Source organism: Caulobacter sp. BE254, from assembly GCF_031457295.1.
In the GTDB taxonomy this organism is placed as follows: domain Bacteria; phylum Pseudomonadota; class Alphaproteobacteria; order Caulobacterales; family Caulobacteraceae; genus Caulobacter.
The window spans coordinates 236,386-262,910 of the sequence record NZ_JAVDWJ010000003.1 but is presented as its reverse complement, the minus strand read 5'-3'; the positions used below and the strand labels follow the sequence as shown (position 1 = coordinate 262,910).

The following is a 26,525-nucleotide window of genomic DNA, read 5'->3' as shown; positions in this document are numbered from 1 at the left end:
CCTCACGCGACTGGCCGCTGAAGGTATGGAAAGGGACGCGGAGCGCCGGACATCGTCCGGAGTGTTTGAAGTAGTAACCGTTTTCGACGAAGCCCGATCGCTCCGCGCGACCGTTATCCGGAAGCCCGCGGCGCTGAGCCCTGTTCGGACCTCGCCGCCTTGAAGCCTCCGACGGGCGGGCCAGGTCAACGAACCCCGGTCCCGGACCGCGAGCGCGTCACCGCCCGCCTGTTGCTCCGCCAGCCCTCGCGCCACGTCGTTTTTGTGTTCCAGGCCCGACCGGCTCCAGAGACGCGAGGTTTGGTCCATAAGGACCGCCGACGGAGCTTCCCGCTCGATCGCCCCCCGCCGCCGCATCGGTCGCTGGCCATGCGCCCTTTCCCTGCGACGAGGTGGGTACAGGATACGGGCGGTCTGGGAGGGGGAGGATCAAATCGGGTCGAGAAAGTTCAGGGCGTTGAAATCCTGAGGGTTTGTCCGCTGAACGCCGAGCGCAAGCCGGGGACGTGCACTCACGGCAAGGCCTTGCGGATCGATCCACGGCCGTCGGGTGAGTGCATGTCCCCAACGCCACCCACGGCGTCATGGGACTTCAGCACCGGACTCAGCGGGTCCGGTGGGGACACGCACGCACAGTCGGCGCCCTGCGCGCCGGCCAACGCCTTGCCGTGCGTGCGCGTCCCCGCCGAGGGCTATTTCTTGCCGTCGACGACGTGGGTGACCGGACGGTCATCCCCCGCCGACAGCTCGTCGCGCCATTGGCCGCGGTCGTCCTCGTAGGAGATGCCGGTGTCGTCGCCGGCCACCCGCTGCTCGCCGGCCGCGCGCTGGGCGGCGTGCAGGGCCGCGTCGTGCGTCCTGAAGGTCTCGGAGAACACATCGCCCACCTTGTAGGCCCAGCCGCCGTCGTGTTCGACGATGGTGTAGGTGATGTCGGTCATGGGACGGCTCCGTTCAGTGTGGCTCAAGGAAACTGCGCCTCGAAGGCCACGGTTCCAAGCGGGAAGTCTTGAACGGAGCGGTCGTGTCTTTCTCCTCCCCCGTGAAACGGGGGAGGTGGCGGCGAAGCCGACGGAGGGGGCGTCGTCGCGGACGAGGCGGCCAGCGCCTGACGCCCCCTCCGTCACGTCGCGTATCCGCGCCGCGCCACCTCCCCCGCGTTGCGGGGGAGGAGAGCGTCCCTAAGCCACCTTCACCCGCGCCGCGCTCTCCGGCAGGTCGGTCCCGAACGCGCGCTGGAAGAACTCGGCCACGGTCGGCCGCTCCAGCTCGTCGCACTTGTTCAGGAAGGTCAGGCGGAAGGCCAGGCCGATGTCCTTGTCGAAGATCTCGGCGTTCTGGGCCCAGGTGATCACCGTGCGTGGGCTCATGACCGTCGAGATGTCGCCGTTCATGAAGGCGTTGCGGGTCATGTCGGCGACGCGGACCATGGCGGCCAGGGTGCGCTTGCCTTCCGGGGTGTCGTAGGACGGGTTCTTGGCCAGGACGATGCCGGCCTCGACGTCGTGGTCGAGGTAGTTCAGCGTCGTGACGATGCTCCAGCGGTCCATCTGGCCCTGGTTGATCTGCTGGGTGCCGTGATAGAGCCCCGTCGTGTCGCCCAGACCGATGGTGTTGGTCGTCGAGAACAGCCGGAAATAGGGGTTGGCTCGGATCACCCGGTTCTGGTCGAGCAGGGTCAGCTTGCCGCCGGCCTCCAGCACGCGCTGGATGACGAACATCACGTCGGGGCGGCCGGCGTCGTATTCGTCGAACACCAGGGCGATCGGGCGCTGCAGGGCCCAGGGCAGGATGCCTTCGCGGAACTCGGTGACCTGCTTGCCGTCCTTCAGGACGATGGCGTCCTTGCCGACCAGGTCGATCCGCGACACGTGGCTGTCCAGGTTCACCCGCACCAGCGGCCAGTTCAGCCGGGCGGCGATCTGCTCGATGTGGGTCGACTTGCCGGTGCCGTGATAGCCCTGGACCATCACCCGGCGGTCGTTGGCGAAGCCGGCGCAGATGGCCTTGGTCGTCTGCGGGTCGAACCTGTAGGCGCCGTCGATCTCCGGCACGTGGGCGTCGCGATGGCTGAAGGCCGGGACCTTCATGTCGCTGTCGACGCCGAACGCGTCGCGAAGCGTGACCCACTTGTCGGGGGCCAGGGTGATCAGGGGATCGGCGGCGTGGCTGTCGGTCAGGTCGGGCATGATGCCTCCCGCTTACCGCTTTGACGTGGGGGAGGGGAAGGGCGAAGGCCAGTCCCGCGTGGAAAAAACACGACGCCCCGGGCGGCGTGAGCCGTCCGGGGCGCGTGGTGCGGTCCTCCCGGGGGGAGAACCTAGTGGTTGGCGATGATCACCGAGGCGATCAGGCCGGTGGCCACGGCGGCCAGGATGTAGTTGTCGTCCACGCGCTGCCAGCGATAGCCGCGGGGCGGGGCGCGCAGGCCGTGGCGGCGCCAGTCGCTGACATAGTAGCGGTTGTCGCGATAGCGGGCGTCCAGGCGCTGGCCGCGTTCCCAGCGACGATAGTCGCGGCGCTCGTGGGCGGCTTCCCGGCGGCTGTGGCCGTAGTCGCGGCGGTCATGGCGATCGTAGCGGTCGTCGTGGCGGTCGTCGCGGCGGTCGTCGTGACGCTGGTCGTAGCGGCCGCGGTCGTGGTCGTCATAGCGCTGTCCGGCGGCCATGGCCGTACCCGACAGGGCCGTGCCGGCCAGCAGGGTCGCGGCCAGGGTGGTGATGATCAGACGCTTCATGATGAGGTCCTTTCCTATTGGTGGCGGTCCGACACCGCCGAACCTCTTCGATAGTCCGACACTAGCGAATGGGGTTTGGACTGGACATGAACGGCGCTGGTCAGGAATGGTTCATCGTATTTCCGGGGTGCAACATTTGGCCCAGCTCTGGAATACTGGCGTGGCGCGGAATCGAAGTTTGTGCGTTCACTTGCCATGATGCGTTTTTCCGCCTTTCAACCTCGCCGGGATTTGCCGCGACTGCTGGCCGCGGCGCGAATGGAGCTGGGCGCGGTGGCGGCCCTGCTGGTGCTGGCGGGCGGGGCCCTGGCCTTCCTGGCGCTGTCCGACGAGGTGGCCGAGGGCGACACCGCCGCCTTCGACCTGGCCGTGCTCAAGGCCCTGCGGCTGCCCGGCGACCCCAACGGCCTGATCGGCCCCAAGTGGCTGCACGTGGCGGCGGCCGACGTCACCGCCCTGGGCTCGATCACCGTGCTGGGCCTGGTGGTGGTCCTGGCCCTGGCCCTGATGCTGAGCCTGCGGCGCTGGAGCGAGGCCCTGGTGGTGCTGGTCGGGGCCGGGGGCGGGGTGGCGATCAGCCAGGGCCTGAAGCACCTGTTCGGGCGCGAGCGGCCCGAGCTGGTCTATCGCGCGGTCGAGGCGGCCAATCCCAGCTTCCCGTCCGGCCACGCCATGCTGTCGGCCGTGGTGTTCCTGACCCTGGGCGCCCTGGCGGCCCGGTTCGCGCCGCGCCGACGGGTCAAGGCCCTGGCCCTGGGCGCGGCGGTGCTGCTCAGCCTGCTGGTCGGGGCGTCGCGGATCTATCTGGGCGTCCACTGGACCAGCGACGTCCTGGCCGGCTGGAGCCTGGGCGCGGCCTGGGCCATGGCCTGCTGGGTGGCGGCCTGGGCGTGGGAGCGGCGGGGCGGAAGACCAACGGCCCCGTCGGCATGACCAAGCCACCATTCCTTCCCGTTTATGGGGAGGGTGGCCCGCGTAGCGGGTCGGGTGGGGTTCGGTGCAGAGCGTTTTTGGCGGTGGTGAAGCCCCACCCACCAGCTTCGCTGGTCCCCCCTCCCCATAAAGGGGAGGGAAGGTCGGATTTCGACCCCTACTTCGCCAGCCCCGACTTCTGCAGGGTCTTGTAGGCCTTGATCACCCGCTGCAGCTTGTGCTCGGCGCTGCGGTCGCCGCCGTTCATGTCGGGGTGGCAGCGCTTGAGCAGGTCCTTGTAGCGGGCGCGGATCGCCGGGCCGTCGGCGCCGGCCTCCAGGTCTAGGTCGGCCAGGGCCTGGCGTTCCAGCTTGCCCAGGCTGCGGCCGGCGGCGGCCTGGGCCGACTCGGCCCTGCGCTTCTCGGCGCGGAACAGCCCGAACGGGTCGTTCAGGTGGCGGGCGTCGCGGGCGGCGGCGGCGGCGGCTTCGCGCGAGCGGCTGTCGGCCTTCATCGACCAGGTCGGCCGGCCGCCGGTCATCTTCTCCTGCTCCTGCTGCGAGCGGATCTGGCCCTCGCTCATGCCGGCGTAGAAGTTCCAGTTCTTGTTGTACTCGGCCGCGTGGCGCTGGCAGAAATTGTAGTAGACGCCCGGCATGTCGCGCGACTTGGGCGCCTTGGCCGTGGCGGCCGAGCGGCACTCGGGGTGGTCGCAACGCACCTCGCCCGGTTTCAGGGCGTAGACGTCGTTCTCCCGAGCCGCCTCCTCGGCCGTTTTCGGGGGGCGGACACGGATGTCGAAAAACTTGGGGCGATATTCGAAGTCGGCGCTCATGGCGCTTAGAGTAAGCCGCAGCTATTTCCGTTCAAGGATTGACAAGCAAGGAACCCGCCATGGGCGCTATCGCCGACGCCATCGCCGCCAAATTGACCGCCGCTTTCTCGCCCACGCGGCTGGAGATCGTCGACGACAGCGACCGCCACCACGGTCACGCCGGACACCGCGAGGGCGGGGAGAGCCACTTCAACCTGCTGATCGAGGCCCAGGCCTTTGCCGGCAAGGCCCGGGTGGCCCGCCAGCGGCTGATCTTCCAGGCCCTGGCGGAGGAGATGGCGGGTCCGGTCCACGCCCTGTCGATCGTCGCCAAGGCGCCGGGCGAGGCGTGATCCGGCCCGCGAAAACGGGCTTGCCAGGGCGGCCCGCGACTGATTGCCTCTCCGCCCGGCGCGATCCCGCAACGACGCGGATTCCGCCGGCGAAGAGGCCGGCATGAGCGCAACCGAGACATCTCCCCCCATCCCGATCTTCCTGGACGAGGACAGCGAGGCCGCCCTGGCCGCCGCCTTGCCGGCCCTGCTGGCGCGGTCCTACGCCCGCTATTCGAACTTCACCGTGGCCGCCGCGGTGATCGACGCGGACGGCCGCGCCCACCTGGGGGTCAATGTCGAGAACGCCGCCTATCCGTCCGGCACCTGCGCTGAGCAGACGGCGATCGGGGCCATGGTCACGGCCGGCGGGCGCGGCATCGCCAAGGTGCTGATCGCCGCCGGTTCCAACGCCGTGGTCCAGCCCTGCGGCGCCTGCCGCCAGCGCATCGCCGAGTTCGCCACCGACGCCTGCGAGGTCGTTTCCGTCCAGGACGGCAAGGCCACCCGCCGCACGCCGTTCTGGAGCCTGCTGCCCGACTCGTTCGGCCCGCGGGACCTGGGGTAGGGCGCAGCGAAGCCGCGCAAGAAAAGGGCGGCCGAAGCCGCCCCTGTCAGGTCATGAAGCGACGGTTCACATGCCGCATTTGGTCTTCAGGAAATCCCCGATGACGGTCAGTTCCCGAACCTGCAGGGCCGGCGTGTCGCCCGAGCTGTGCGACAGATCGGGGATCTTCACGAAGGTCACGTCCTTGCCGGCCGACCTGAGAGCCGCCGCGAACCGCTCCGAATGATTGATCGGCACCGTAAGGTCGCGGTCGCCGTGATAGAGCAGGATCGGGATCGACACCTTGTCGGCGTTCTTGATGGGGCTGAGACCATCAATGGTGGGCTCCTGGTATTCCTTGCCCCAGCGGCTGTTGGTCAGCATGCCCTGCTTGATCAGCGCCAGGTCCGAGACGCCCGCTCCGGCGATAGCGCACCGGTACAGGCCTTCGGGGCGGACCGCGGCGGCCATGGCGGCGTAACCGCCATAGGAGAAGCCGTGCATGGCGATCCGGGACGGATCGGCGATCTTCTGCTGGATCATCCACTTGGCGCCGTCGTCCTTGTCGTCCTGCATCTTCTGGCCCCATTCACCGTCGCCCGAGCGCCAGAGCTTCTGGCCCCAGCCTTCGGAGCCGCGGAATTGCGGCTGCAGGATCGCGTAGCCGTGGGCGGCGAAATACTGCACCCAGCCGGAGGAATCCCAGGCCAGCTGGTCGCGGCCCCATGGCCCGCCGTGGGGCAGGATGATGGTCGGGTACGGCCCTTCGCCATAGAGCGCCTTGGACGGCGTGGTCATGAAGGCGGGGATCAGCAGGCCGTCGCGCGCGGGGTATTCCACGACCCGCATGTCGCCCAGCGCGTCGGCGTTGATCCACGGACGCGAGCGCGCCAGGAGTTTGATCTGGCCATTGGCGATCAGATAGTACTCGGTCGCCACCTTCGGCCCGCTGCGGACGACCACGAAGCGCGTGCGGTCGTCGGACCAGTCGGCCAGGCGCACGTCGGCGCCGTCGGCATAGGTGACGTTCGCCTTCTCGCCGCTGGCGATGTCGGTCCATGCGGTCTTGACGGAGGTGTATTCCAGAGCTTTCCGGGCCTGGTCTTCCGCCGCCTTGAGCGCGGGGTCCAGCCAGTAGGTCTGGCGACCGGGACCGCCGAACGTGAAGCCCAGAAGCTCGCCATAGCCGGCGCCCGACGCGTGCGACTGCACGATCCCCGTGGCGTCGAACAGCTTGTGGGAGAACGCTTCGTCCAGAACCTTGCGCGCCCTGATGTCGTATTCGACGATCGCCGCCTTGTCGCGATCCTTGCTGGTCAGGAGGTAGGCGACGTTCTTGTCCTGGGAGAAGCCGATGACGACCTGGAGCCCGCGGTCCTTCGCGTAGGACCGAAAATGCTCTTCCCAGGCGCCGCTGTCCGGGTTTCGCATCCACTGGGCGATATAGACGCGGCCGCCGTCGAAGCCGACAGAGTTGCGCGCCCGCACGTCGCCGGCCAGATCGGTCTGGACGTTGGAGAACTTGTCGGACTCCTGAAGCACCTTCTGGGTGGAGCCGGTATAGATGTCGAGCTTGTAGGTCGCGCCGCCCGCGTCGCTGGCGTTCTGGGCCATGCTGATCAGGATGTTCTTGGGGTCCAGCGGCAGGTTGTCGAGCACCTCCGCCCCGCCCCGGGAAAACTGATCTCGACTGCCGGTGGTGGTCATCACGTTGCCGCCGTCCAGTCCGACGATCAACGCCCGGCCGATGTAGCGCTTTTCCTCTCCGGATTCGTAGGGTTGGACGACGGACACCATCAGGCGGTCGTTCTTGAGGAAGCTCACGCCCGTGAACCAGGAGCGCGGCGGCGCGCCGATCGTCTTCGGCGGCTCGGACATGTTGCCCATGTTCCAGACCGAAATGATCGTCTTCTCGCCGTCCGGCGATGAGACGCCCGCCAAATGTTTGCCGTCCGGCGAGATGCTCACCGAGGTCAGGGCCGGACGCTTGGCCCACTCCGCCGACGTGGGCGGTTTGGGTTGAGCGGAAGCCGGCGAGAGAACAAAGGTCGCCAACGCTCCGGCAGCGAAGGTCGCCGCCAGCAAAGTTCTCAACATCTGAAGAAGCCCCCAAGGTTCGTGGTTCGCCGACCACCCTAGCTTCGTTCCAAGAGGGGTAAAGGAGGATGATCGGGCGGCCTCGCCGGGCGCAGCAGCCGCTTAGCTATAGTTCTAGCCAACGCTTAACTATAGGCGTATTTCGCCAAGCACAACCTAAGAAAGTGGCGGAATGTGGCGAAGCGCCTAGAATTTAGGCCGGAAAAACTTCCCATTCTTTGAGCGTAGACCGTGGAAACAAATTCGTTATCTCTTGGAAAGAGGGGGTTGGTCGTCGATCTAACTGGCGAAGGGGTGGTGCTCATTCCCTGAAAAACGCCGATACATAGAAAAACTTGCCGCGAGACATTGCGCAAAAAAATAGCTGCCGTGGCCGGTCGTTGTGTGAACTGTGACCAGATTGTTACGCCCCCGCGGGGAAATGCGGCCAAAACGCGTCGCGCGTTGAGGTCGGCAGTGAACCTGTTACCAATCATGACCAAACGGTAATGGCATGGCCTGGCCTGCCCATCGTTTCGAAATCGGGACAGGGGATCCAACAACAAAATGCAACAACGTAAGCTCTTGCTTTGCACGTCCATGATCGCGGGTTTCGCGGCTATGACCGCTTCGACCGCCTGGGCTCAAAGCCAGCCTGCGCCGACCAGCTCGACCACCGCTTCGAAGGAAGAGGCCGAGGTTGAAGCCGTCGTCGTCACCGGCTCGCGCATCAAGCGCAACGCCTTCACCAGCCCGTCGCCGATCCAGGTGATCACGAGCGAGCAATCGGCCCTGAAGGGGCTGACCGACACCACCGAAATCCTTCAGCAGTCCGCGGTCACGGGCGGCGCTTCGCAGACCAACAACGAACTGACCGGCTACGTCGCCACCGGTGGTCCGGGCGTCAACACCGTCTCGCTGCGCGGCCTGGGCGACAACCGCACCCTGGTCCTGTTCAACGGTCACCGCCTGCCGCCGTCGGGCGTGCGCGGCACCGTCGGCCCGATCGACCTGAACACCGTTCCGGCCTCGCTGATCGATCACGTCGAAATCCTCAAGGACGGCGCGTCGTCGATCTACGGCTCCGACGCCGTGGCCGGCGTGGTCAACTTCATCAGCAAGACCAATCTCGATGGCGGCAAGGTGACCGTCAACGCCAACGTCCCGTTCAAGACCGGCGGCCAGACCTACACCGTCGACGGCGCCTGGGGTAAGACGTTCGACCGCGGCTACATCAGCGTCGCGGCCAACTATTACGAAGCCAAGGCGCTGCGCCGCTCCGACCGCAAGAACACCTCTTGCGCCGAAGACTATCTGTTCAATCCCGAAACCGGCGACCGGATCGACTACAAGGGCCTGAACGGCGACTACAAGTGCTACAACATGTCCAACGCCTACGCGACCGTGGTCAACGCCGCGGGTTCGTCGCTGGGCAACTTCATGTACCTGCCGTCGGGGCTGACTCCTCCGACCTTCGCCCAGGGCAACGCCCTCAACGGCGGCGCAGTCCCGGCCGACCTGGTCCGCATGGCCCGCGCCGGCTATCCGCTGACCTATCCCTACGCCAGCTACGATACGCCGTACTATGACCGTTCCACCGTCGTCAGCCCGGTCAAGCGCTACAGCTTCTTCACCACCGGCGGTTTCGACCTGACCGCGCACACCCAGTTCTACGGCGAAGCGCTGTACAACAAGCGCAAGTCGGAACAGGACGCCTCGCGCCAATTGTTCCCGACCGTGTCCGCCAGCAACCCCAACAACCGCTTCGGCGCGAACGGCTGGCGGGCCCAGCCGGTCATCGCCCTGCCCTACGACAGCAAACAGGACATCGACTACTATCGCGTCCTGGGCGGCCTTAAGGGCGACTTCAGCGGCCTGGGCTCGTTCTGGAGTTCGTGGGACTGGGACATCTACGGCCAGTACGGGAAGTCGAGCGGGGACTATACGGTCGATTCCGTCTACAACGACCGCGTCGCCGCCACGATCGGCTCGTCCGCCTGTAACCAGGCTCTGATCACCATCTCCGGCGGTCAGTGCAGCAGCGTGCCGGGCGGCATCGGCTGGACCAGCCAGCGCGTCCTGGCCGGCCAGTGGACCGACGCCGAACGCGCCTTCCTGTTCGGCGTCGACAAGGGTCACACCGATTACGAACAGTATCTGGTCGAAGGATCGGTCAGCGGCGAACTCTTCACCTTGCCGGCCGGCAAGGTCGGGATCGCCCTGGGCGCGACCCTCCGCCACGACAAGCTGGACGACCAGCCGGGCCGCGAGTCGGTGACCAACAACAACTGGGGCCTCACGGCCGCCGGTCATACCTTCGGCTCGGACGAAACCAAGGAAGCCTTCGGCGAACTGGACGTTCCGCTGCTCAAGGGTCTGCCGGGCGTCGAGAGCCTGGATCTGTCGCTCTCGGGCCGCTACACCGACGTGCGCAGCTACGGCAGCGACAAGACCTACAAGGTTGGCTTGAACTGGCAGACGCTGCCGTGGCTGCGTCTGCGCGGCAGCGTGGGCACCTCGTTCCGCGCCCCGGCGTTGTATGAGCTGTACCTGGCCAACCAGACCAGCTTCCTGGCCCAGACCTCGATCGATCCCTGCATCAACTACAGCACCAGCTCCAACCCGCGCATCCAGGCCAACTGCGCCGCCGCGGGCATCGCCCCCGACTACGCCGGGGCCGGTTCGTCGGCTCTGATCGTCGCGGGCGGCGGGGCCGGCGTCCTGAAGGCCGAGACCTCGAAGGCCAAGACGTTCGGCGTCATCTTCTCGCCGAGCTTCGCCGACCTTCGCATCGCGCTCGACTATGCCGATATCGTGGTCAAGAACGAAGTCGATCGCTTCGGCGCCTCGAACCTGCTGTACGAGTGCTACAACGCCCCGACCCCGGGCGGCAGCGGTTTCTGCGGCCAGTTCGATCGGGATCCGACGACCCACCAGGTCACGGAAGTGCGCGACAGCTACGTCAACGTGGCCGAGCAGACCAACCGCGCCCTGGACCTGACCATCGAGTACAACCACGAAAACAGCCTGGGGCAGTTCAGCTTCACGTCGAACCTGACCTGGCAGCTGAAGGACGTCCGTACGGTCTTTGGTTCGAACACCGATGACTACAACGGCACGACCTATGGCTATCGTGGTCCCGACTTCATCGGCGACGTGACCCTGCGCTTCGAGCGTGGCGACTATACCGCCGCCTGGACGGTCAATGCGATCGGCAAGGGTTCGGATACCGAAGTCGAGGGCGACGACGTGTTCGTCAACTCCAGGTACGCCAACCTGGCGGCCGGCATCTCGTCACAGCCGGTGTACTACAAGCAGTACACCGAGTTCACCGCCTATCACTCCATGTCGCTGCGCAAGAAGATGGATACGATCACCATCACGGCGGGTATCCAGAACGTGTTCGACGAACTGGCTCCGGCGGCTTCCACGGGGCAGTTCCGCGTCGGCGCCGCCGCGCTGAACGGCTATGACTACCGCGGACGCCGCGGCTTCATCACCATCGAGAAGACCTGGTAAGGTCTGCCTCGATCAACGATGGAAGGGCGGCGAAGGTGACTTCGCCGCCCTTTTTTCTTGCCGAAATGGGCCGCCGTCGGATCACGGCGCAGCGCGCCTGTCGCGACAGGCGGCCTGAGTGTTTCCGATGCGGAGGTGAGCCGGGTCCCGTAGGCCCTCAGACCGCCTGCGCCGCCAGCCCTTCCAGCACCTTGCGCAGGTCGGCTTCGCGGAATGGCTTCTGCAGCACGGTCGCGCCCCTGTGGCCCTCGGACAGTCCGGCCTCGCCATAGCCGCTGGCGAAGGCGAACGGCACGCCGCGTTCCTTCAGGGCGTCGGCGACCGGGAAGATCGGGCGACCGCCCAGGTTGACGTCCAGCAGGGCGGCGTCGATGTCGGCGCTGCCGGCCAGGCGCAAGGCCTCGTCCAGCTCGGCGGCGGGGCCGACGACGACGCAGCCGAGGTCGCTGAGCATGTCTTCCACCAGCATGGAGACCAGCGCCTCGTCTTCGACCACCAGGACCTTAAGGGCGGCGAGGGTCTTCATTGTTCAGGGCTCCAGGGCACGGATCGGCAACCTCATGGTGCATACGAGGCCAAGGCTATCATAGGCCAGCGCGACTTGTGCGGACAGTTCTCCCGCCAGGCCCTTTTCGAGCAGGCGCGCGCCGAACCCCTGGCGGCGGGGCGGGACGACCGGCGGGCCGCCGCGCTCGGTCCAGGTCAGGCGCAGGCTGTCTGGCGCGTCGGGTTCCGGTCCCCAGGCCACGCGCACCGCGCCGCCGGGAACCGACAGCGCGCCGTATTTCAGGGCGTTGGTCGCCAGTTCATGGATAGCCATGCCCAGGGCGACCGTCGCCTTGGGGCTCAGCTGGACGTCGCGGGCATAGTCGAAGGCGATGCGGTCGCGGGCGGCGAAGGCCTCCAGCTCGAAGTCGAAGATCTCGCGCAGGCTGGCGCCGGCCCAGTTCTGCTGGGTCAGCAGGTCGTGGGTGTGGGACAGGGCCATGATCCGGCCCTCGAAGGCGTCGCGGAACGCCGCCGGCGTGTCGGTGGTGCGCAGGGTCTGGCTGGCGATCGACTGCACCGAGACCAGGGTGTTCTTCACCCGGTGGTTCAGCTCGTTGACCAGCAGCTTCTGGCGTTCCTCGGCCCGCTTGCGCTCGGTGACGTCCAGCGACACGCCGGCCATGCGCCGGGCCCCGCCGTGGTCGGCGGTCTGGGCGGCGCGGCCCCGGGCGTGCACCCAGCGGACCTCGCCGCCGGGCGTGCAGACGCGGTACTCGATGTCGTAGTCGGCCCCGTGCCGGATGGCGTCCTCGATGGCGGCGGTCATCCGCTGGCGATCGTCCGGATGGACCGAGGCGACCAGGTCGGCGAAGCCGAAGTCCTCGTCGGGGCCGCGGCCGTAATTGGCCTTGCAGATGTCGGAGGCCAGGTAGGCGCGGGTCTCCACGTCCAGCTCCCACGAGCCCAGGCGGCCGGAATCCAGCGCGAACTTCAGGCGCTCCTCGGCGTCGCGGCGCTGGGCCAGCTCGGCGTGGGCGGCCTCGTGGGTGCGCACGGACTCGATCGCGACCGCCGCCTGGGCGGCCAGGCCGACCATCAGGCTCTCGGCGCGAGAGCCGAAGCGCGCCGGCTGGGAATGGCCGAAGAACAGGCCGCCGAGGACCGCGCCCTGGCGGGTGATAACCGGCACCGCCAGGTAGCTGCGCACCGGCAGGTGGCCCTCCGGCATGCCGCCGTGGGGCGGGTTGCGGCCGTAGCGCGGGTCGCGGGTGATGTCGTCCGACCGCACCACGCCCTCGCCCTCGAAGGTGGGGGCGAACACGGCGGTGCTGCGGGGCATCGGGAAGGTTTCGAACGCCGAGCGCGGCGCGCCCGACAGGCTGTAGAGCATGAAGCTTTCGCCGGCCCAGTCGACGACCTTGTAGAAGAAGGCTCCGAACTGGGCGCCGGTCAGTTCGACCCCGCCGTCGACCACGGTCTGGACCAGGGTCTCGGCGTCGTCGCCGGCGCCGATCGCCTCAGCGATGCGGTTTAGGGCGCGGGACCGGCGGACCTCCTCGGCCAGGGCGGTTTCGGTCGCGGCGAGGCGCGCGGCAAGGTCCTGGACCTCGTCCTCCTCGGCGCGACTGGTCGCCTTGGCCAAGCTGTTCACCCCCACTCGCCCATTCGTCCGGGCGCGGTCACAAACGCGTCGCCATGGTGATGGTTCCGCTCGACGCCATAGTGCGTCGGGATCGGGCCGGGCTCAACCGGTCGTCGCACCAATTCGCAGGCTAAGGCGGTCGAAATCAGCAGGTCGTGTCGGCTTGTCGACACAGTGGCGTCACCGGGCGCTCTCGTCCAGCCGCCCGCTGATCCGCAGGCCGGTGATCTGGTTGCGCTGGCGGCGCAGCACCTGGAAGCGGTGGTGGTGGAAGATGAAGATCTGGCCGGGCTCGGGGATGGTCTGGGCCTCGTGGATCACCAGACCGGCGATGGTCACCGCCTCGCCCTCCGGCAATCGCCAGTCCATGGCCCGGTTGAGGTCGCGCACGGTGACGTGGCCGTCGACGTGAACCGAGCCGTCCGCCTGCGGACGAAGGCCCTCGACCTTGGTGTCGTGCTCGTCCTCGATCTCGCCGACGATCTCCTCGAGGATGTCCTCCAGGGTCACCAGCCCCTGCAGCGCTCCGTACTCGTCGACCACCAGGGCGAAGTGACTGCGCCGCTTGAGGAAGGCGTTCAGCTGGTCCTTCAGGTTGGTGGTGTCGGGGATGAACCACGGCTCGCGCTGGATCGAGGCCACGTCGATGTCGTCGATCGCGCCGTTGGCGGCGGCCAGGGCCCGCAGCAGGTCGCGGGCGTGCAGCACGCCGACGATGTTGTCGGCGTTGTCGCGATAGAGGGGGATGCGGGTGTGCTGGGCCTCCAGCGCCTCGGCCACCAGCTCGCGGATCGGCAGGTCGGCGTCGATCAGGGTGATCGACTTGCGGTGGACCATGATCTCGGAAACGTCCATGTCCGACAGGTCCAGCACCCCGCCCAGCATCCGCCGGTCGCCGCTTTCGACCCCGCCTTCGGAGTGGTGGTACTCGACCGCGCCGCGGATCTCCTCGTGGGCGGCCAGGACGTCGACCTCCATGGTCAGCTTGACGCCGAACAGTCGCAGCGTGCGCCGCACCACCCACTGGATGGCGTAGATGATCGGCCCGAACAGCCGCACCACCAGCAGGGTGGGTCCCGACAGGAAGCGGGCCACGTCGTCGGACTTCAGGATCGCCAGGGTCTTGGGCAGCACCTCGGCGAACACCAGGACCAGCACGGTCATCGCCCCGGTCGCCGCCGCCACGCCCCACGGGCCGGGGATGGCGGCGGTCAGCACCTGCGTGGTCAAAGCCGAGGCCAGGATGTTGATCAGGTTGTTGCCCAGCAGCACCGCCCCGATCATCGTCTCCTGGTCGGCCAGCAGCGTGTTGACCCGCTTGGCCGGCCGGTCGCCCTCGCGCTCCAGCTGGTGCATGCGGGCCCGGGAGGCGGCGGTCAGCGAGGTCTCGGCGGCCGAGAACAGCGCCGACAGGGCCAGCAGGACGATGACGATCGGCGCAAGGCCGAGGATGGCGGTCAGGATCATGGCGTGGTTGTACGCCGGGGCGGCGGCGAGGGGGAGATGGCATGGGCGGCGGGCCAGATACCTGGCTCGCGCGCTCGGAACTGCCCCCGAGAGCGGCTTCCATCGCAAGTTGAGGCTATTTTGTGGATATTTTGCCAATTTGGCGGAGATCATTCAAATCTAAGCAATAACTTTGTGGATTTACGAGAAAAATGTCACATAGCCGTGTCATGGCCTCCCCGGATTTCATTCGCAGGAGGGGCTATTGCACCGGATCATCGACACAGGCGCTGCGTCGAAGCGCACGCGCCGGGCTGGAACGCGCAGACGCGCGCTGATGGCCGGGGCCATGGCCACGGCGGCCTTCATGGCGGGCCAGGCCTGGGCGGCCGAGCCGACGGCCGAACCCTCGGCCGACGCCGCCGACGCGACCACGGTCGACTCGCTGGTCATCGTCGCCAAGCGCAACGACGCGGCCAAGGCCCAGATGAACGCCCTGACGCCGGTGGCGATCCTGTCGGCCGAGGACCTGGAGCACACCGCGGTCCACAACGTCGCCGAGGCCCTGGGCATGATGCCCAGCGTCAACGTGATGAACACCGGCTCGTCCTTCTTCGGCGGCATCGACGGCGCCTCGCGCGGCGAGGGCATGTTCGTGTCGATCCGCGGCCTGAACGCCGAGTTCAACGTCAACATGATCAACGGCGTGACCGTGGCCCAGGGCATGCCCTACAGCCGCCAGGTCCAGCTGAGCCTGCTGCCGCCCTCGGGCCTGCACACCATCCTGCTGAACAAGACCTCGACCGCCGACATGGACGGCGACGCGATCGGCGGCACGGTCGATTTCCGCACGCCCTCGGCCTTCGACTACGGCGACGACTTCCAGGGCTCGATCACGGCCTCGGGCCGGGTCGAGAGCCGGGCCCGCGACTATGGCGACAAGGGCCTGGGCGGCGGCCTGTCGGGCGAATGGGCCCGGAAGTTCGGGGCCGACCAGACCTTCGGCGTCTATGCCAGCGCCTTCTACGACAAGCGCAACTACGCCAACAGCGAGATGGCCGGCGTCATGGCCGCCCGCAACGACGGCGGCTGGGGCTTCCTCGTCAAGGACAAGGATGGCGCCAGCTATCCCGGCCTGGATCCGGAGCAGAACATCACCCAGACCGGCGCCAATTTCGGGGTCTCCAACGGCTACACCGCCCGCTGGGGCGGCAACTTCACCGTCGACTGGCGTCCGGACGACACGCTGGCGGTCTATCTGCGCGGTTCCTACGCTTCGGCCAAGACCCAGCAGAACTCGACGCTCAGCCAGTATGTCAGCGCCGCCAAGAGCTACAAGGAGGCCGTCGCCGGCTCCGGGCGCTACGCCCTCAGCGTCGATGCGATCTCGACCCGGGTCTGGTACGAAACCAATCCCGAGAAGGCTGATCTCGGCACGCTGCAGTTCGGCGCGGACAAGACGGTCGGCGCCTGGACCCTGTCGCCGCAGCTGTTCTACAGCGAGGGCGACAACGACCGCCCCAACCATATCGAGGCCTCGGCCCGCATCAACCAGAGCGACCGCTTCAACAACGGCTCGAACCGGCCGCTGGGCGGCCTGTCGATGGGCTATACCGACGACCTGCCCCGACCGCTGCTCACCCCGGCGATCTTCGACGACCTGAACAACGCCGGCTCGGCCCTGCTGGCGCGCCGCGCCGGCCAGCTGACCGAGCAGTACAGCGGCCAGCAGAAGTACGGCTTCAAGTTCGACGCCAAGCGGGTGTTCGAGGACGGCGCGCTGCAGTGGGTGAAGCTGGGCGGCAAATATGTCGACAGCCACCGCCGGGTCACCAACCGCGACTGGACCAACGACCACTTCGCCAACCTGATCGGCCAGGGCGGCCTGACCTGGGACAGCCTGGGCCTGACCACCGGCTACTACGACCACATCTATCCGGGCGAATACGGCTGGCGGGTCCCGAAGGTCAGCCAGGACAAGCTGTTCGAGTATTTCAACAAGTACAAGACCGACGCCAGCTTCGACACCTGCGGCTCGAACGCGGTCAACAACTTCAACTGCAACACCCAGAAGGGCGACGAGGCGGTAGCCTCGCTCTACGCCATGGCCGACTACAAGTTCGGCGACGTCGAGGTCATCCCGGGCCTGCGCTACGAGCACACCAAAATCGACAACACCTACTGGGCGATCCCGACCACCAGCGCCGGCCAGCAGACGGGCGACTGGGCGCACAGCGACACCACCTATGACGAAGTCCTGCCCAGCCTGTTCCTGACCTGGCGGCCCAGCGACGCGGCGGTCTATCGCGGTTCGGTCTGGACCTCCTACACCCGTCCGGCCTTCATCCAGCTGGCTGGCGGCGAGCGTCGCCAGGTCAGCGACGACGGCAATGTCACGATCACCAAGGGCAATCCCGACCTGAAGCCGATCAGGGCGATCAACCTGGACCTGTCGGGCGAGTGGAGCAACGCCAAGGGCGGCTACGCCATGGTCGGCGGCTTCTACAAGCACCTGTCGGACTATCTGTACGACAACGGCTCCAGCCCGGTGAACTCCGACACCCTGACCGAGGGCAAGGTCACCACCAACCAGCCCACCAACGGCGGCGACGGCGACGTCTATGGCGTCGAGCTTCAGCTGCGGCAGAAGTTCTCGGACCTGCCGGGCCTGCTGAGCGGCCTGGGGGCGGGGCTGAACGTCACGCGTCAGTGGACCAGCGTCGACCTGGGCGACGGGATCGACAACCGCATCCAGAACGCGCCGGACTGGCTGGCCGACGCCCAGCTGTTCTACCAGAAGGGCGGCTTCAGCTTCGACGTGATCTACCACTACACCGGCGCCTACGTGGCCGACTACGACGTGCTGGACCAGCCGGGCGAGTGGGACAACCTCTGGGTCCGGCCCCTGCGCAGCGTCGACCTGCATGTCGGCTACGCCTTCGACAACGGCGTGAAGCTGGACCTGTCGGTGGCCAACCTGCTGAAGGGCGAAAGCTACTGGTCGCACATCGGCGAGCACAGCCTGGCGCTTTCCGACGTGGTGGACTCGGGCCGGACCAGCCTGCTGACCCTCAAATACGCCTACTGATCCCACCGATCCCGGCCGTCCGCGGCCGGGATCCCTCGCTCCGGCGCGGGCGTCGCGCCGATCTCACCGACAGGCGCGCCTGATGAAGCCCTTCCTTTCGATCCTCGCCTTCGTGGCGCTGCTGGCGCTCGGCGGCGGCGCGGCGGCCCAGGACCCCGGTCCGTCCGGTCCGCTCAAGGTCGAGCGCACCGTGATGCTGTACCGCCACGGCATCCGCGCCCCGCTGCCGGGCGAGGCGGCGGTCGACGCCTACGCCCACCCGCCCTGGCCGGTCTGGAGCACCCCGCCCAGCCTGCTGACGCCGCACGGCCGCGAGGCGGCGCGGCTGATGGGCGCCTATGATCGCCAACGCCTGTCCCATCTGGGGCTGACGGCGCTGGACGGCTGTCCTGCGCCCGGCGCCGTCGCCATCTGGACCAACACCGCCCAGCGCACCATCGCCAGCGGCGAGGCGTTCGCCGAGGGCTTCGCGCCCGGCTGCGGCCTGGCCGTGGGCCACCAGCCGCCCGACACCGAGGACCCGCTGTTCCACCCGGTCGAGGCCAGGGCGGTGGACTTCAGCGGGGCCAAGGCCGCCGTCGCGATCACCGCCGAGAACGGCGGTCCCGCCGCCCTGGTCGCCCCCTACGCGGCCAAGATCCGCGAGATGGAGCGCGTGCTGGGCTGCGACCGCGCCCAGCCGCCCTGCGACATCGCCTCGGCCCCGACGCGCCTGACGCCCAGCGCCGACGACGGCCTGACGCTGGACGGGCCGATCGCCATCCTGTCCGGCACGGCCCAGGTGTTCATGCTGCAATATGCCGAAGGCCTGCCGCTGGATCAGGTGGGCTGGGGCCGCGCCACGCCGCGGACGCTGGAGGAGGTCTCGCGCCTCCACGCCCTGCTGTTCGATATCCATGCCCGGCCGCGCTACATGGCCCGGCGGATCGGCGGGCCGATGGCCCGGCGGATCTCCGGGATCCTGGCGGCCAGGGACGCGCCCGCCGTCAACGTCTTCGTCGGCCACGACAACAACGTCGCCGCCCTGGCCAGCCTGATCGGCGCGCACTTCAAGATGGACGGCTACGGCCAGGACGACCCGCCGATCGGCGGCGCCCTGGAGCTGCAGGTGCTCGTCGACGGCCAGGGCCGCCGGTTCGTCGACGCCTTCTACGAGGCCCAGACCCCCGACCAGCTCCGGAGCTTGGCGCCCCTGTCGCTGACCAGCCCGCCGGTCCGGCGCGCGCTGGATCTGGCGTGCCAGGCGCCGGGCGAGCGGCTCTGCCGGCTGGAGGACTTCCTGGCCGCGCTGAATCGCCGCCTGAGCGCCGACTAGACCGCGCCTTCCTCCAGCAGGAACGCCCGCAGGGCCGCGCGGTCGACGTCCTTGGCCACGAAGGCGTCGCCGATGCCGCGCACCAGGATGAAAGTCAGCAGCCCGCCCTCGGCCTTCTTGTCCTGGGCGCTGTGAGCGATCAGGGCGTCGGCGCTGAACGGCTCGGGGCGGATGTCGGACAGGCGGGTCGGCAGGCCGGCGGCCTTGATCGCGGCCTCGGCGCGGACCGCGTCCTGGGCCGAGCACAGCCCCTGGCGGACCGAGAAGCGGAAGGCCTGGGCCATGCCCAGCCCGACGGCCTCGCCGTGCTTGAGCGCGTCGCCGAAGCCCATCTCGCCCTCGACCGCGTGGCCGAAGGTGTGGCCCAGGTTCAGCAGGGCCCGCCGACCGGTCTCCTTCTCGTCCTCGGCGACGATCTGCGCCTTCATCTCCACCGAGCGCCCGACGGCGCGGACCAGGGCGGCGGTGTCGCGCTCCAGCACGGCCTTCACATGGGCTTCCAGCCACTCGAAGAAGGCGAAGTCGCCCAGCAGGCCGTACTTGATGATCTCGGCATAGCCGCAGGCCAGCTCGCGGGCGGGCAGGGTGGCCAGGATGTCCAGGTCGGCCAGCACCAGGCGCGGCTGATGGAAGGCGCCGATCAGGTTCTTGCCCCGCGGGGTGTCGATGGCCGTCTTTCCGCCCACGGACGAATCCACCTGGGCCAGCAGGGTGGTCGGGATCTGGATGAAGTCGATGCCGCGCTTGTAGATCGCCGCCGCGAAGCCGGTCAGGTCGCCGACGACCCCGCCGCCGAACGCGATGACCATGTCGCCGCGCTCCAGGTTCAGGGCCAGCAGCCGGTCGCTCAGGTCGGCCAGGCCCTCGAAGCTCTTGGTCTCCTCGCCGGGCGGGACCAGGATCACGTCGGTGGCGATCCCCGCGTGCTCCAGGGCGTTGGCCAGGCGCTCGCCGTGATGCTCGCCGACATTGGTGTCGGTGACGACCGCCACCCGCTTGCGCTTCAGCAGCGGGGCGATGTGCTCGCCCGCCCGGTCGATCAGGCCCGTGCCGACGACCACGTCATAGGCGCGCGCGCCCAGGCCCACGGGGATGGTGGTGATCACTTGGACTCGCTTTCGGATGGGGGCGGGCCTTCGGACGGGGCCAGGTAGCCCCTCAGGCCCTGGATCACGGCCTCGACCGCCACGCCATGGGGGGTGTCGCCGGTCTCGACGGTCAGGTGGGCCTCGCCATAGGCGGGGTAGCGGAGGCTGGCGTGCTCGCGCAGCACGTCCATCGGGTCGCGGCCCTTCAGCAGCGGCCGGCCTTCCTTGCGGCTGACGCGGCGCGCCAAGAGCTCCAGGTCGGCCTTCAGCCAGACGGCGACGGCCTTGGACTTGATCAGGGCGCGGGTCTCGGCGTTGACGAAGGCCCCGCCGCCGGTGGCCAGCACGTGCGGCGGCTCGTCCAGCAGCCGGGCGATCACCCGCCGCTCGCCGTCGCGGAAGGCCGGCTCGCCCATCTCGGCGAAGATCTCGGGGATCGAGCGGCCGGCGGCGGCCTCGACCTCGTTGTCGGCGTCGCGGAACGGCAGGTCCAGGGCCGCGGCCAGGCGGCGGCCGACGCTGGACTTGCCCACGCCCATCAGTCCCACCAGGACGATGGTCCTGTGGCGCAGGATCGCCCTGGGGTCGGAACCCTGGTCGTCGGGGCGGGAAGGGGCGGGATCGTCGGTCATGGCCTGCTGGCGGTTTACACGAGGGCGGGGCGTCCCGCCAAGGTTTGGACCAAAGCCGCGTCCAGGGTGTTCGGCAGGGCGAAAAGTTTCGCCAACCCCCGTCCTGCGGCATAGTTGATCCATGGCTCCTTCCAAGCGACTCACGACCTGTTCGACCTTCGTCCTGGCGGCGGCCCTGCTGTCGGCCGCCCCCGCCCTGGCCCAGGTGCAGGTCCAGTCCCTGGCCGCGCCGGACCTGTTCTCGCCACCGGCCGCCCAGACGGGCCTGTCGGGCGACCTGTGGAAGGACGCCTCGCCCGGTGTCGTCAAGGAGGCCCTGCCCAAGCTGGCGGCCAAGCCGCTGTCACCGGCCACGGCCGGCCTGGCGCGGCGGGTGCTGGCCACCGGCGCCAACGCCCCGGCCGGGATCGGCGACGACCCGGAGCTGGGCGCGACCCGGGCCATGGCCCTGATCGCCCTGGGCGAGGCCAAGGGCGCCGACGCCGTGCTCGACCGCGTCCCCGGCGTGGCCGGCAGCGCCCAGCTGTCGATGGCGGCGGCCGAGGCGGCTCTGATCACCGGCGCCGACGACAAGGCCTGCAAGGTCGGCGAGGCGCTGAGCGTCGAGCGCGGCGGGCCCTACTGGCTGCGGCTGCGGGCGTTCTGCCAGGCGATCGGCGACCAGCACGACGCGGCCCAGCTGACCTTCACCCTGGCCGCCCAGCAGACCAAGGACGCCGACTACGCCCGGCTGATGAACGCCCTGCTGTCGGGCACGCCGGCCGGGGCGGCCAACCTGAAGAACGGGATCAACTACGCCCTGTCGCGCAAGCTGGGCCTGGACGTCTCGGCGCCCGCCGTCGTCGCCGCCGCCTCGCCGGCCCTGAAGGCGGCGCTCAAGCCGGCCGATGCGGCGCCGCCCACCGACCTGACCGCCGCCCAGGCCGCGGCCGTCGCCGCCCTGCGCGGCGCCAAGGGGCTGACCGCCTTCACCGAGGCCGCCAAGGCCGCCCTGCCGGCCATCGCCGCCCTGGCCCGGGCCGACGCCCCGCTGGAGGACCCGATGCTGCTGGCCCGCGCCGCCCTGGCCGCGGGCGACCCGGCCACGGCCCAGGCCATCCGGGGCAAGCTGACCGGCGACGCCCTGCCCGCCGGCGCTACGACCACCGACCTCGCCCTGCTGGACGCGACCCTGGCCGCGGCCGAGGGCAAGAAGGACGGCCAGGTCCTCGACGGCCTGGTCGAGCGCGGCGTCCAGGGCGGGGCCAAGTCGCCCGCCCAGCCGGCCGGCCTGATCCTGGCCGCGCTCGGCGGCGTCGTCAGCCCGGAGGCCCGGGCCCCGTTCGCGACCTTCGATCCCGGCAAGTCCGCCGCCCCGGCCGGACGGCTGATCGTGCTGGACGAGGCGGCCGCCGCCGGCCGCCAGGGCGAGGCGGCGATGCTGGCCCTGTCGATCGCCGCCGACGCCGGTCCCGCCGGTCCCGGTCCGGTCGACCGCGCCCGGTTGGTCCGCGCCCTGCTGAAGGCCGGCCTGGAAGCCGACGCCCGCGCCTTCGCCGTGGAGGGGCTGCTGGCGCTGCAGGTGAAATGAGCGCCGCCGCCGCTCCGGGAAAGAGCGCGGGCTGGATCGACGCCTTCCTCGAGATGATGGCCGTCGAGCGCGCCGCCGCCCGCAACACCCTGACCGCCTACGAGAAGGACCTGATCGACGCGCGACTGTTCCTGGCTTCGCGCGGCGACCTGGACGGCGCCTCGGCCGAGGCGGTCGAGGCCTATTTCGCCGACCTGGGGGCGCGCGGCCTGTCGCCGGCCACCGCCGCCCGCCGCCGCTCGGCCCTGCGCCAGTTCTACCGGTTCGTGCTGGGCGAGGGCTGGCGGGGCGACGACCCGTCGCGCCGGGTCGAGGCCCCCAAGGCCGGGCGGCCCCTGCCCAAGGTGCTGTCGCGCGACGCCGTCCTGCGGCTGATCGCGGCGGCGGCCGCCAAGGACGGAGCCCAGGGCCTGCGCCTGGCCTGCATGATCGAGCTGCTCTACGCCTCGGGCCTGCGGATCTCCGAACTGCTGAACCTGTCCCTGGCGGCCCTGGCCCGCGACCCGGCCTTCCTGATGGTCAAGGGCAAGGGCGGCAAGGAGCGGCTGGCCCCGCTGAACGACGCGGCCCGCACGGCGGTGAAGGCCTATCTGGAGGTAAGGCCTCAATTCCTGCCAAAGGGCGTCAAGGAAAGCCCCTGGCTGTTCCCGTCGCGCGGCAAGGGCGGAAAGCTGACCGGCCGGCGGGTGTCGCAACTGCTGGAGGAGGCCGCCATCGCCGCCGGCATCGACCGCGAGACGGTCAGCCCCCACGTGCTGCGCCACGCCTTCGCCACCCACCTGCTGGAGGGCGGCGCCGACCTGCGCGTCATCCAGACCTTGCTGGGCCACGCCGACATCGCCACCACCCAGATCTACACCCACGTGGCCGGCGACCACCTGGCGGAGGTGGTGAAGACCAAGCACCCGCTGGGGCGAAAGGGTTAGGTTCTGTGGGCAGTAGACGTTGAAGGACGCGATGCGGTGCGTCCTTCGAGGCTTCGCTTCGCTACGCACCTCAGGATGAGGAGCATTGTTGCTGAATTCCTCATCCTGAGGCGCCCTCCGACGGAGGGTCTCGAAGGACGCACGGCGCTTCCCGATCCAAACAGCTCAACCAGCCACAACGCCTAGCCGTCCGCCCCGTCCACGTGCAGCGCGAAGCCGGTCGCGCCGGGGGGCTCCAGGCCTGGCTTGAGCGTCATGCTCGGGATCAGGTAGTCGCCGCCGTTCTGCCGCCGATAGGGGATGGGCGGGGTGGTCGCCAGCGTCCGCATCCGCTCGCGCAGGCGCTCGGCGACAGGCTCGAAGCCGGCCCCGTCGAGGCGGTCGACCCTGCAGGCCACGAACGGCGGCAGCACGTCGTAGCCGGGATAGTAGAGGATCCCGTGGTTGATCGGAAACAGCAGGTCGTCGATCGGGCCATTCACTCCGCGGGCGGAATAGTGCTCCTCCCAGCCGCCGGCGGTGACGATCAACATGGCGCGTTTCCCCGCCAGGGTTCCCTCGCCGTAGCGGTCGCCCCATCGTGTGTCGCTGTGCTCGCCGACGCCATAGGCGAAGCCGTAGGCGTAGACCCGGTCGACCCAGCCCTTGAGGATCGCCGGCATGGCGAACCACCACAGGGGGAACTGGAGGATCAGGACGTCGGCCCACAGCAGCTTCTCCTGCTCGGCCCTGACGTCCGCGGTCAGACCGCCGGCGGCGAAGGCCTCGCTGGAGGCCGCGGCGGGCTTGAAGCGCGCGTCCGGCGCCAGGACGGGGAAGTCGGCGCGGTCGACCTGCGACTTCCAGCCGTCGGCATAGAGGTCGGTCACCCGCACCTCGTGGCCCTGGGCCTTCAGCTCCTGAACGGCGACGTCGCGGAGCGCGCCGTTGAGCGAGCGGGGTTCGGGATGGGCGAAGACGAGCAGGACTTTCATGGGGCAGCGATCCTTGGGGTGGAAATCGACCCTCCAGGTAGGCGGTGTCGTCATGATCCGGTATGTGTCGGGAATGCATAGGATCATGCCGAAAAATGGATAGGTCCGACGTCACGCTGGAGCGCATGCGCACCTTCGTCCGGGTGGCCGAGCGGGGAAGCCTGTCCGCCGTCGCCCGGGAGCAGGGCGTCGGTCAGTCGACGGTCACCCGGCACCTGCGGGAACTGGAGGAGGCCGTCGGCGCGCCCCTGCTCAGCAGGACCACCCGGCGGGTCGCCATGACCGAAGAAGGCGCGCGCTATTACGCCCACTGCGTCCAGATCCTGCGGCTGGTCGAGCAGGCGGCGGACGAGGCGCGCGGCGCGCGCGGCGCGCCGGCCGGCACGATCCGGATCTCGTGCACGGCCGCCCTCGGGGTGTTGCACGTCAGCCGGCTGATCTTCGCGTTCCAGGACCTGTATCCCGACATCGGGATCGACCTTGGGCTCACCGACGAGCGCATCGACCTGGTGCGGGAGGGCGTCGACGTCGCGCTGCGCCTGGGGCCGCTCGCCGACAGTTCCATGAAGCTGCGGGCGCTGGGCCAGTCTCGGCGCCTGCTGGCGGCGTCGCCGGACTACCTGGCGGCGCGGGGCCGGCCGGCCGTGCCGGCGGACCTGTCCGGCCACGAGGGCGTGCGGATGTCGAACGTGGCGGGCAGCGAGACGCTGGTCCTGCGGGGACCGAACGGCCAGCACCATGCGACGCCGTTCGGGGGGCGTCTGCGGGTCGACCACGGGCTGGCCGCGCGCGAGGCCCTTGTCGCCGGACGCGGCGTGGCGCCCGCCCATCGGTGGCTGGTCGACGACCTGCTGGCGGCGGGCCGGCTGGAGGCGGTGCTGCCGGACTACGCGCCGCCGCCGGTCCCGCTAAACATGCTGATCGTCCCCGAACGGGCGGGCGTCGCCCGGGTCCGGCTGCTGGTCGACTTCCTCGCCGCGCGGATCGGCGAGGTCCCGGGGATCGAGAAGACCCGGCCGGAGCGCTAGGCGGCGCCGCGCGGTTTTGATTTGGCCGCGCGCCCTGCTAAGCACCCCCACCTTTCAGGAGAAGAACGACATGTCGGACGAAACCCGCGACAGCAACGGTGCGATCCTGGCCGACGGCGACAACGTCACCCTGATCAAGGACCTCAAGGTCAAGGGCTCGGGCGGCGTGACGCTGAAGCGCGGGACCCTGATCAAGAACATCCGCCTGACCGGCGACACCGACGAGATCGAGGCCAATGTCGAAAAGGTGCGCGGCCTGGTGCTGCGGACCGAGTTCGTGAAGAAGGCCTAGGGGCGAAAGCCCCCTCAGTCGCTCCGCGACAGCTCCCCCGGAGGGGAGCATCTGAGCGCGGATAGATCCTCCCCTTTTGGGGCAGGGCTATCGACTATGGCCAAAAGCGACTGTCATCGCGGACGAGCGGCAGCGCGAAGATCCGGGATCTGGGCGTGAGCTCAGAGCTTGCGGCGGTCCCGGATCGGCGCTCGGCGTCGCCGGGCTTGTCCAGGACGACAGGTTTTTTAGAGCCAATCCATAGGCGACAGCCTTGCGGCCGGTGGGGAGGGGGCGCCAATCCGGCGGGTGGCCTCGCTTCAGAGCTTCGGCGGCGCCGTCACGTCCGGTCCGGTCGGGGCCGGGACGCGGCGGGCCGAGGTGATGGGCACGGGCGGGTCGAGGATCTGGCCTTTCATCACCGGATTGATCGCCTTGCCGGGCGTCGGCAGGGCCAGGATCTTCTTGGCCACGTCCATGCCCTGGACCACGCGGCCGAAGGCGGCGAAGCCGAGGTTGTCGCCGGTGGCGGCCGGATTGGCGTCCAGATACGGCGCGTCGCCGATGCAGATGAAGAAGTCCGAGGTGGCCGTGCCCGGCGCGGTGCGGGCGATCGAGACCGTCCCGTCGACGTGCTTGAGGCCGGTCTGGCTGGTCGGCTCGTGGGCGACCGGCGGCAGGGCGCCGACGTTCTGCAGCCCGCCCTGGATCAGGCCGTAGTCCACCGCCCCCGGGGCCCGCGAGGCCCGGAAGAAGGTCGCTTTGTCGTAGAGCTTCCTGTCGACATAGCGCAGGAAGTTGGCGGTGGTGATCGGCGCCTGGGCCACGGCCAGCTGGATGACGATCCGGCCCTGCGGGGTGTCGAGGGCGACATAGACGGGAGGCTTGGGGGCGGGGGCCGGGGTCACCTGGGCGGCGGCCGGGAAGGCGGCCAGCAGGCCGGCGCCGACCAGGATCTCGCGGCGGAGGAGGGGGCGTTGGGTCATGGGGGTGAGACTAGCGTAGTCCCGCATCGTTCTTCCACCGTCATCCCGGGCCTTGTGCCCGGGACCCCTCTGTCAGCCGCAAGGGCAGGGGTGTGGCGCGGCTAGCGCGCCAAGGCGTTTCACCGTCAGCTGA

Annotated in this window: 23 protein-coding genes and 1 pseudogene; 12 read left to right on the top strand and 12 right to left on the bottom strand. The window is 69.1% G+C overall.

From position 1 onward, the window contains the following. Nucleotides 1-329 precede the first annotated feature (329 nt). Nucleotides 330-397, top strand: a pseudogene (locus J2X41_RS25270) (hypothetical protein); the annotation flags it as partial. A gap of 295 nt (nt 398-692) precedes the next feature. Here the strand turns inward: J2X41_RS25270 and J2X41_RS07995 are convergent. From J2X41_RS07995 to J2X41_RS07985, 3 genes are all read right to left on the bottom strand, one after another. Next, nucleotides 693-941: a DUF2188 domain-containing protein gene (locus J2X41_RS07995; RefSeq protein ID WP_310081052.1), complete on the bottom strand. Its 249-nt coding sequence runs from the start codon at nt 939-941 to the stop codon at nt 693-695. A 240-nt stretch (nt 942-1,181) separates the two neighbouring features. Continuing rightward, nucleotides 1,182-2,189, bottom strand: coding sequence for a cobaltochelatase subunit CobS (gene cobS / locus J2X41_RS07990; RefSeq protein WP_310081051.1), 1,008 nt, complete (start codon nt 2,187-2,189; stop codon nt 1,182-1,184). Nucleotides 2,190-2,320: 131 nt separating this feature from the next. After that, nucleotides 2,321-2,737 (bottom strand): RcnB family protein, encoded by a 417-nt coding sequence (locus J2X41_RS07985; RefSeq protein WP_310081050.1) that lies wholly within the window; start codon nt 2,735-2,737, stop codon nt 2,321-2,323. A gap of 195 nt (nt 2,738-2,932) precedes the next feature. On the opposite strand from J2X41_RS07985, the gene J2X41_RS07980 reads away from it, so the two are divergent. Beyond that, nucleotides 2,933-3,670: a phosphatase PAP2 family protein gene (locus J2X41_RS07980; protein WP_310081049.1), complete on the top strand. Its 738-nt coding sequence runs from the start codon at nt 2,933-2,935 to the stop codon at nt 3,668-3,670. Between the two features lie 157 nt (nt 3,671-3,827). Here the strand turns inward: J2X41_RS07980 and J2X41_RS07975 are convergent, their stop codons facing one another. Continuing rightward, entirely contained in the window at nt 3,828-4,484 is a 657-nt protein-coding gene (locus J2X41_RS07975; protein WP_310081048.1) for a J domain-containing protein, read from the bottom strand. A 59-nt stretch (nt 4,485-4,543) separates the two neighbouring features. On the opposite strand from J2X41_RS07975, the gene J2X41_RS07970 reads away from it, so the two are divergent. Beyond that, nucleotides 4,544-4,816, top strand: a complete 273-nt coding sequence (locus J2X41_RS07970; RefSeq protein ID WP_310081047.1) for a BolA family protein — start codon at nt 4,544-4,546, stop codon at nt 4,814-4,816. A gap of 103 nt (nt 4,817-4,919) precedes the next feature. Beyond that, nucleotides 4,920-5,363, top strand: a complete 444-nt coding sequence (cdd, locus tag J2X41_RS07965; RefSeq protein WP_310081046.1) for a cytidine deaminase — start codon at nt 4,920-4,922, stop codon at nt 5,361-5,363. Between the two features lie 66 nt (nt 5,364-5,429). On the opposite strand, the gene J2X41_RS07960 is transcribed toward cdd, so the two are convergent. Further along, complete coding sequence (locus tag J2X41_RS07960; RefSeq protein ID WP_310081045.1) at nt 5,430-7,220, bottom strand: prolyl oligopeptidase family serine peptidase; 1,791 nt, start codon at nt 7,218-7,220, stop codon at nt 5,430-5,432. A 7-nt stretch (nt 7,221-7,227) separates the two neighbouring features. Here J2X41_RS07960 and J2X41_RS07955 point away from each other — a divergent pair, with 7 nt between their 5' ends. Both J2X41_RS07955 and J2X41_RS07950 read left to right on the top strand, forming a co-directional pair. After that, nucleotides 7,228-7,365, top strand: a complete 138-nt coding sequence (locus tag J2X41_RS07955; protein ID WP_310081044.1) for a hypothetical protein — start codon at nt 7,228-7,230, stop codon at nt 7,363-7,365. A 674-nt stretch (nt 7,366-8,039) separates the two neighbouring features. After that, complete coding sequence (locus J2X41_RS07950; protein ID WP_310081043.1) at nt 8,040-10,937, top strand: TonB-dependent receptor domain-containing protein; 2,898 nt, start codon at nt 8,040-8,042, stop codon at nt 10,935-10,937. Nucleotides 10,938-11,094: 157 nt separating this feature from the next. Here the strand turns inward: J2X41_RS07950 and J2X41_RS07945 are convergent, their stop codons facing one another. The 3 genes from J2X41_RS07945 to J2X41_RS07935 all read right to left on the bottom strand — a co-directional run bounded on the left by J2X41_RS07945 (nt 11,095) and on the right by J2X41_RS07935 (nt 14,532). Next, the gene (locus J2X41_RS07945) at nt 11,095-11,463 is read right to left on the bottom strand and encodes a response regulator (RefSeq protein ID WP_310081042.1); all 369 of its coding nucleotides are present in this window, start codon (nt 11,461-11,463) and stop codon (nt 11,095-11,097) included. 3 nt (nt 11,464-11,466) lie between these two features. Beyond that, nucleotides 11,467-13,077: an HWE histidine kinase domain-containing protein gene (locus tag J2X41_RS07940; protein ID WP_310081041.1), complete on the bottom strand. Its 1,611-nt coding sequence runs from the start codon at nt 13,075-13,077 to the stop codon at nt 11,467-11,469. Nucleotides 13,078-13,248: 171 nt separating this feature from the next. Continuing rightward, nucleotides 13,249-14,532 carry an HlyC/CorC family transporter gene (locus J2X41_RS07935; protein ID WP_310033987.1) on the bottom strand — a complete coding sequence of 428 codons (1,284 nt, stop codon included), beginning with the start codon at nt 14,530-14,532 and terminating at the stop codon, nt 13,249-13,251. Between the two features lie 319 nt (nt 14,533-14,851). Between J2X41_RS07935 and J2X41_RS07930 the strand changes: the two genes are divergently transcribed. Then, on the top strand, nt 14,852-17,602 hold the full coding sequence (locus tag J2X41_RS07930; RefSeq protein ID WP_310081040.1) for a TonB-dependent receptor: 2,751 nt from the start codon (nt 14,852-14,854) through the stop codon (nt 17,600-17,602). 82 nt (nt 17,603-17,684) lie between these two features. Beyond that, nucleotides 17,685-18,917 carry a histidine-type phosphatase gene (locus tag J2X41_RS07925; RefSeq protein ID WP_310081038.1) on the top strand — a complete coding sequence of 411 codons (1,233 nt, stop codon included), beginning with the start codon at nt 17,685-17,687 and terminating at the stop codon, nt 18,915-18,917. Here J2X41_RS07925 and aroB read toward each other — a convergent pair. Continuing rightward, on the bottom strand, nt 18,914-20,023 hold the full coding sequence (gene aroB, locus J2X41_RS07920) for a 3-dehydroquinate synthase (RefSeq protein ID WP_310081036.1): 1,110 nt from the start codon (nt 20,021-20,023) through the stop codon (nt 18,914-18,916). The genes J2X41_RS07925 and aroB overlap by 4 nt on opposite strands. Then, nucleotides 20,020-20,637 carry a shikimate kinase gene (locus tag J2X41_RS07915; protein WP_310081034.1) on the bottom strand — a complete coding sequence of 206 codons (618 nt, stop codon included), beginning with the start codon at nt 20,635-20,637 and terminating at the stop codon, nt 20,020-20,022. Before J2X41_RS07915 ends, aroB begins: the two co-directional genes overlap by 4 nt. 121 nt (nt 20,638-20,758) lie before the next feature. On the opposite strand from J2X41_RS07915, the gene J2X41_RS07910 reads away from it, so the two are divergent. Next, entirely contained in the window at nt 20,759-22,207 is a 1,449-nt protein-coding gene (locus J2X41_RS07910; protein ID WP_310081032.1) for a hypothetical protein, read from the top strand. Beyond that, nucleotides 22,204-23,133 (top strand): tyrosine recombinase, encoded by a 930-nt coding sequence (locus tag J2X41_RS07905; protein ID WP_310081031.1) that lies wholly within the window; start codon nt 22,204-22,206, stop codon nt 23,131-23,133. The genes J2X41_RS07910 and J2X41_RS07905 overlap by 4 nt, the downstream gene beginning before the upstream one ends. A gap of 182 nt (nt 23,134-23,315) precedes the next feature. On the opposite strand, the gene J2X41_RS07900 is transcribed toward J2X41_RS07905, so the two are convergent. Further along, nucleotides 23,316-24,107, bottom strand: a complete 792-nt coding sequence (locus J2X41_RS07900) for an NAD(P)H-dependent oxidoreductase (protein ID WP_310081030.1) — start codon at nt 24,105-24,107, stop codon at nt 23,316-23,318. Between the two features lie 95 nt (nt 24,108-24,202). On the opposite strand from J2X41_RS07900, the gene J2X41_RS07895 reads away from it, so the two are divergent. Next, nucleotides 24,203-25,135 (top strand): LysR family transcriptional regulator, encoded by a 933-nt coding sequence (locus tag J2X41_RS07895; RefSeq protein WP_310081028.1) that lies wholly within the window; start codon nt 24,203-24,205, stop codon nt 25,133-25,135. A gap of 70 nt (nt 25,136-25,205) precedes the next feature. Beyond that, nucleotides 25,206-25,427: an alkylphosphonate utilization protein gene (locus J2X41_RS07890; RefSeq protein ID WP_310081027.1), complete on the top strand. Its 222-nt coding sequence runs from the start codon at nt 25,206-25,208 to the stop codon at nt 25,425-25,427. 299 nt (nt 25,428-25,726) lie between these two features. Here the strand turns inward: J2X41_RS07890 and J2X41_RS07885 are convergent, their stop codons facing one another. Beyond that, nucleotides 25,727-26,392, bottom strand: coding sequence for a peptidylprolyl isomerase (locus tag J2X41_RS07885; RefSeq protein ID WP_310081026.1), 666 nt, complete (start codon nt 26,390-26,392; stop codon nt 25,727-25,729). Nucleotides 26,393-26,525 lie beyond the last annotated feature (133 nt).

Excerpts from the sequence above, each read along its gene's own strand:
- cdd (WP_310081046.1), top strand. The coding sequence starts at position 4,920 with ATGAGCGCAACCGAGACATCTCCCCCCATCCCGATCTTCCTGGACGAG.
- J2X41_RS07915 (WP_310081034.1), bottom strand. The coding sequence starts at position 20,637 with ATGACCGACGATCCCGCCCCTTCCCGCCCCGACGACCAGGGTTCCGAC.
- J2X41_RS07995 (WP_310081052.1), bottom strand. The coding sequence starts at position 941 with ATGACCGACATCACCTACACCATCGTCGAACACGACGGCGGCTGGGCC.
- J2X41_RS07885 (WP_310081026.1), bottom strand. The coding sequence starts at position 26,392 with ATGACCCAACGCCCCCTCCTCCGCCGCGAGATCCTGGTCGGCGCCGGC.
- J2X41_RS07980 (WP_310081049.1), top strand. The coding sequence starts at position 2,933 with ATGATGCGTTTTTCCGCCTTTCAACCTCGCCGGGATTTGCCGCGACTG.
- J2X41_RS07985 (WP_310081050.1), bottom strand. The coding sequence starts at position 2,737 with ATGAAGCGTCTGATCATCACCACCCTGGCCGCGACCCTGCTGGCCGGC.
- J2X41_RS07895 (WP_310081028.1), top strand. The coding sequence starts at position 24,203 with ATGGATAGGTCCGACGTCACGCTGGAGCGCATGCGCACCTTCGTCCGG.
- J2X41_RS07960 (WP_310081045.1), bottom strand. The coding sequence starts at position 7,220 with ATGTCCGAGCCGCCGAAGACGATCGGCGCGCCGCCGCGCTCCTGGTTC.
- J2X41_RS07905 (WP_310081031.1), top strand. The coding sequence starts at position 22,204 with ATGAGCGCCGCCGCCGCTCCGGGAAAGAGCGCGGGCTGGATCGACGCC.
- J2X41_RS07890 (WP_310081027.1), top strand. The coding sequence starts at position 25,206 with ATGTCGGACGAAACCCGCGACAGCAACGGTGCGATCCTGGCCGACGGC.
- J2X41_RS07950 (WP_310081043.1), top strand. The coding sequence starts at position 8,040 with ATGACCGCTTCGACCGCCTGGGCTCAAAGCCAGCCTGCGCCGACCAGC.
- J2X41_RS07970 (WP_310081047.1), top strand. The coding sequence starts at position 4,544 with ATGGGCGCTATCGCCGACGCCATCGCCGCCAAATTGACCGCCGCTTTC.
- cobS (WP_310081051.1), bottom strand. The coding sequence starts at position 2,189 with ATGCCCGACCTGACCGACAGCCACGCCGCCGATCCCCTGATCACCCTG.
- J2X41_RS07900 (WP_310081030.1), bottom strand. The coding sequence starts at position 24,107 with ATGAAAGTCCTGCTCGTCTTCGCCCATCCCGAACCCCGCTCGCTCAAC.
- J2X41_RS07975 (WP_310081048.1), bottom strand. The coding sequence starts at position 4,484 with ATGAGCGCCGACTTCGAATATCGCCCCAAGTTTTTCGACATCCGTGTC.
- J2X41_RS07910 (WP_310081032.1), top strand. The coding sequence starts at position 20,759 with ATGGCTCCTTCCAAGCGACTCACGACCTGTTCGACCTTCGTCCTGGCG.
- J2X41_RS07930 (WP_310081040.1), top strand. The coding sequence starts at position 14,852 with ATGGCCGGGGCCATGGCCACGGCGGCCTTCATGGCGGGCCAGGCCTGG.
- J2X41_RS07955 (WP_310081044.1), top strand. The coding sequence starts at position 7,228 with ATGTTCCAGACCGAAATGATCGTCTTCTCGCCGTCCGGCGATGAGACG.
- J2X41_RS07925 (WP_310081038.1), top strand. The coding sequence starts at position 17,685 with ATGAAGCCCTTCCTTTCGATCCTCGCCTTCGTGGCGCTGCTGGCGCTC.
- J2X41_RS07945 (WP_310081042.1), bottom strand. The coding sequence starts at position 11,463 with ATGAAGACCCTCGCCGCCCTTAAGGTCCTGGTGGTCGAAGACGAGGCG.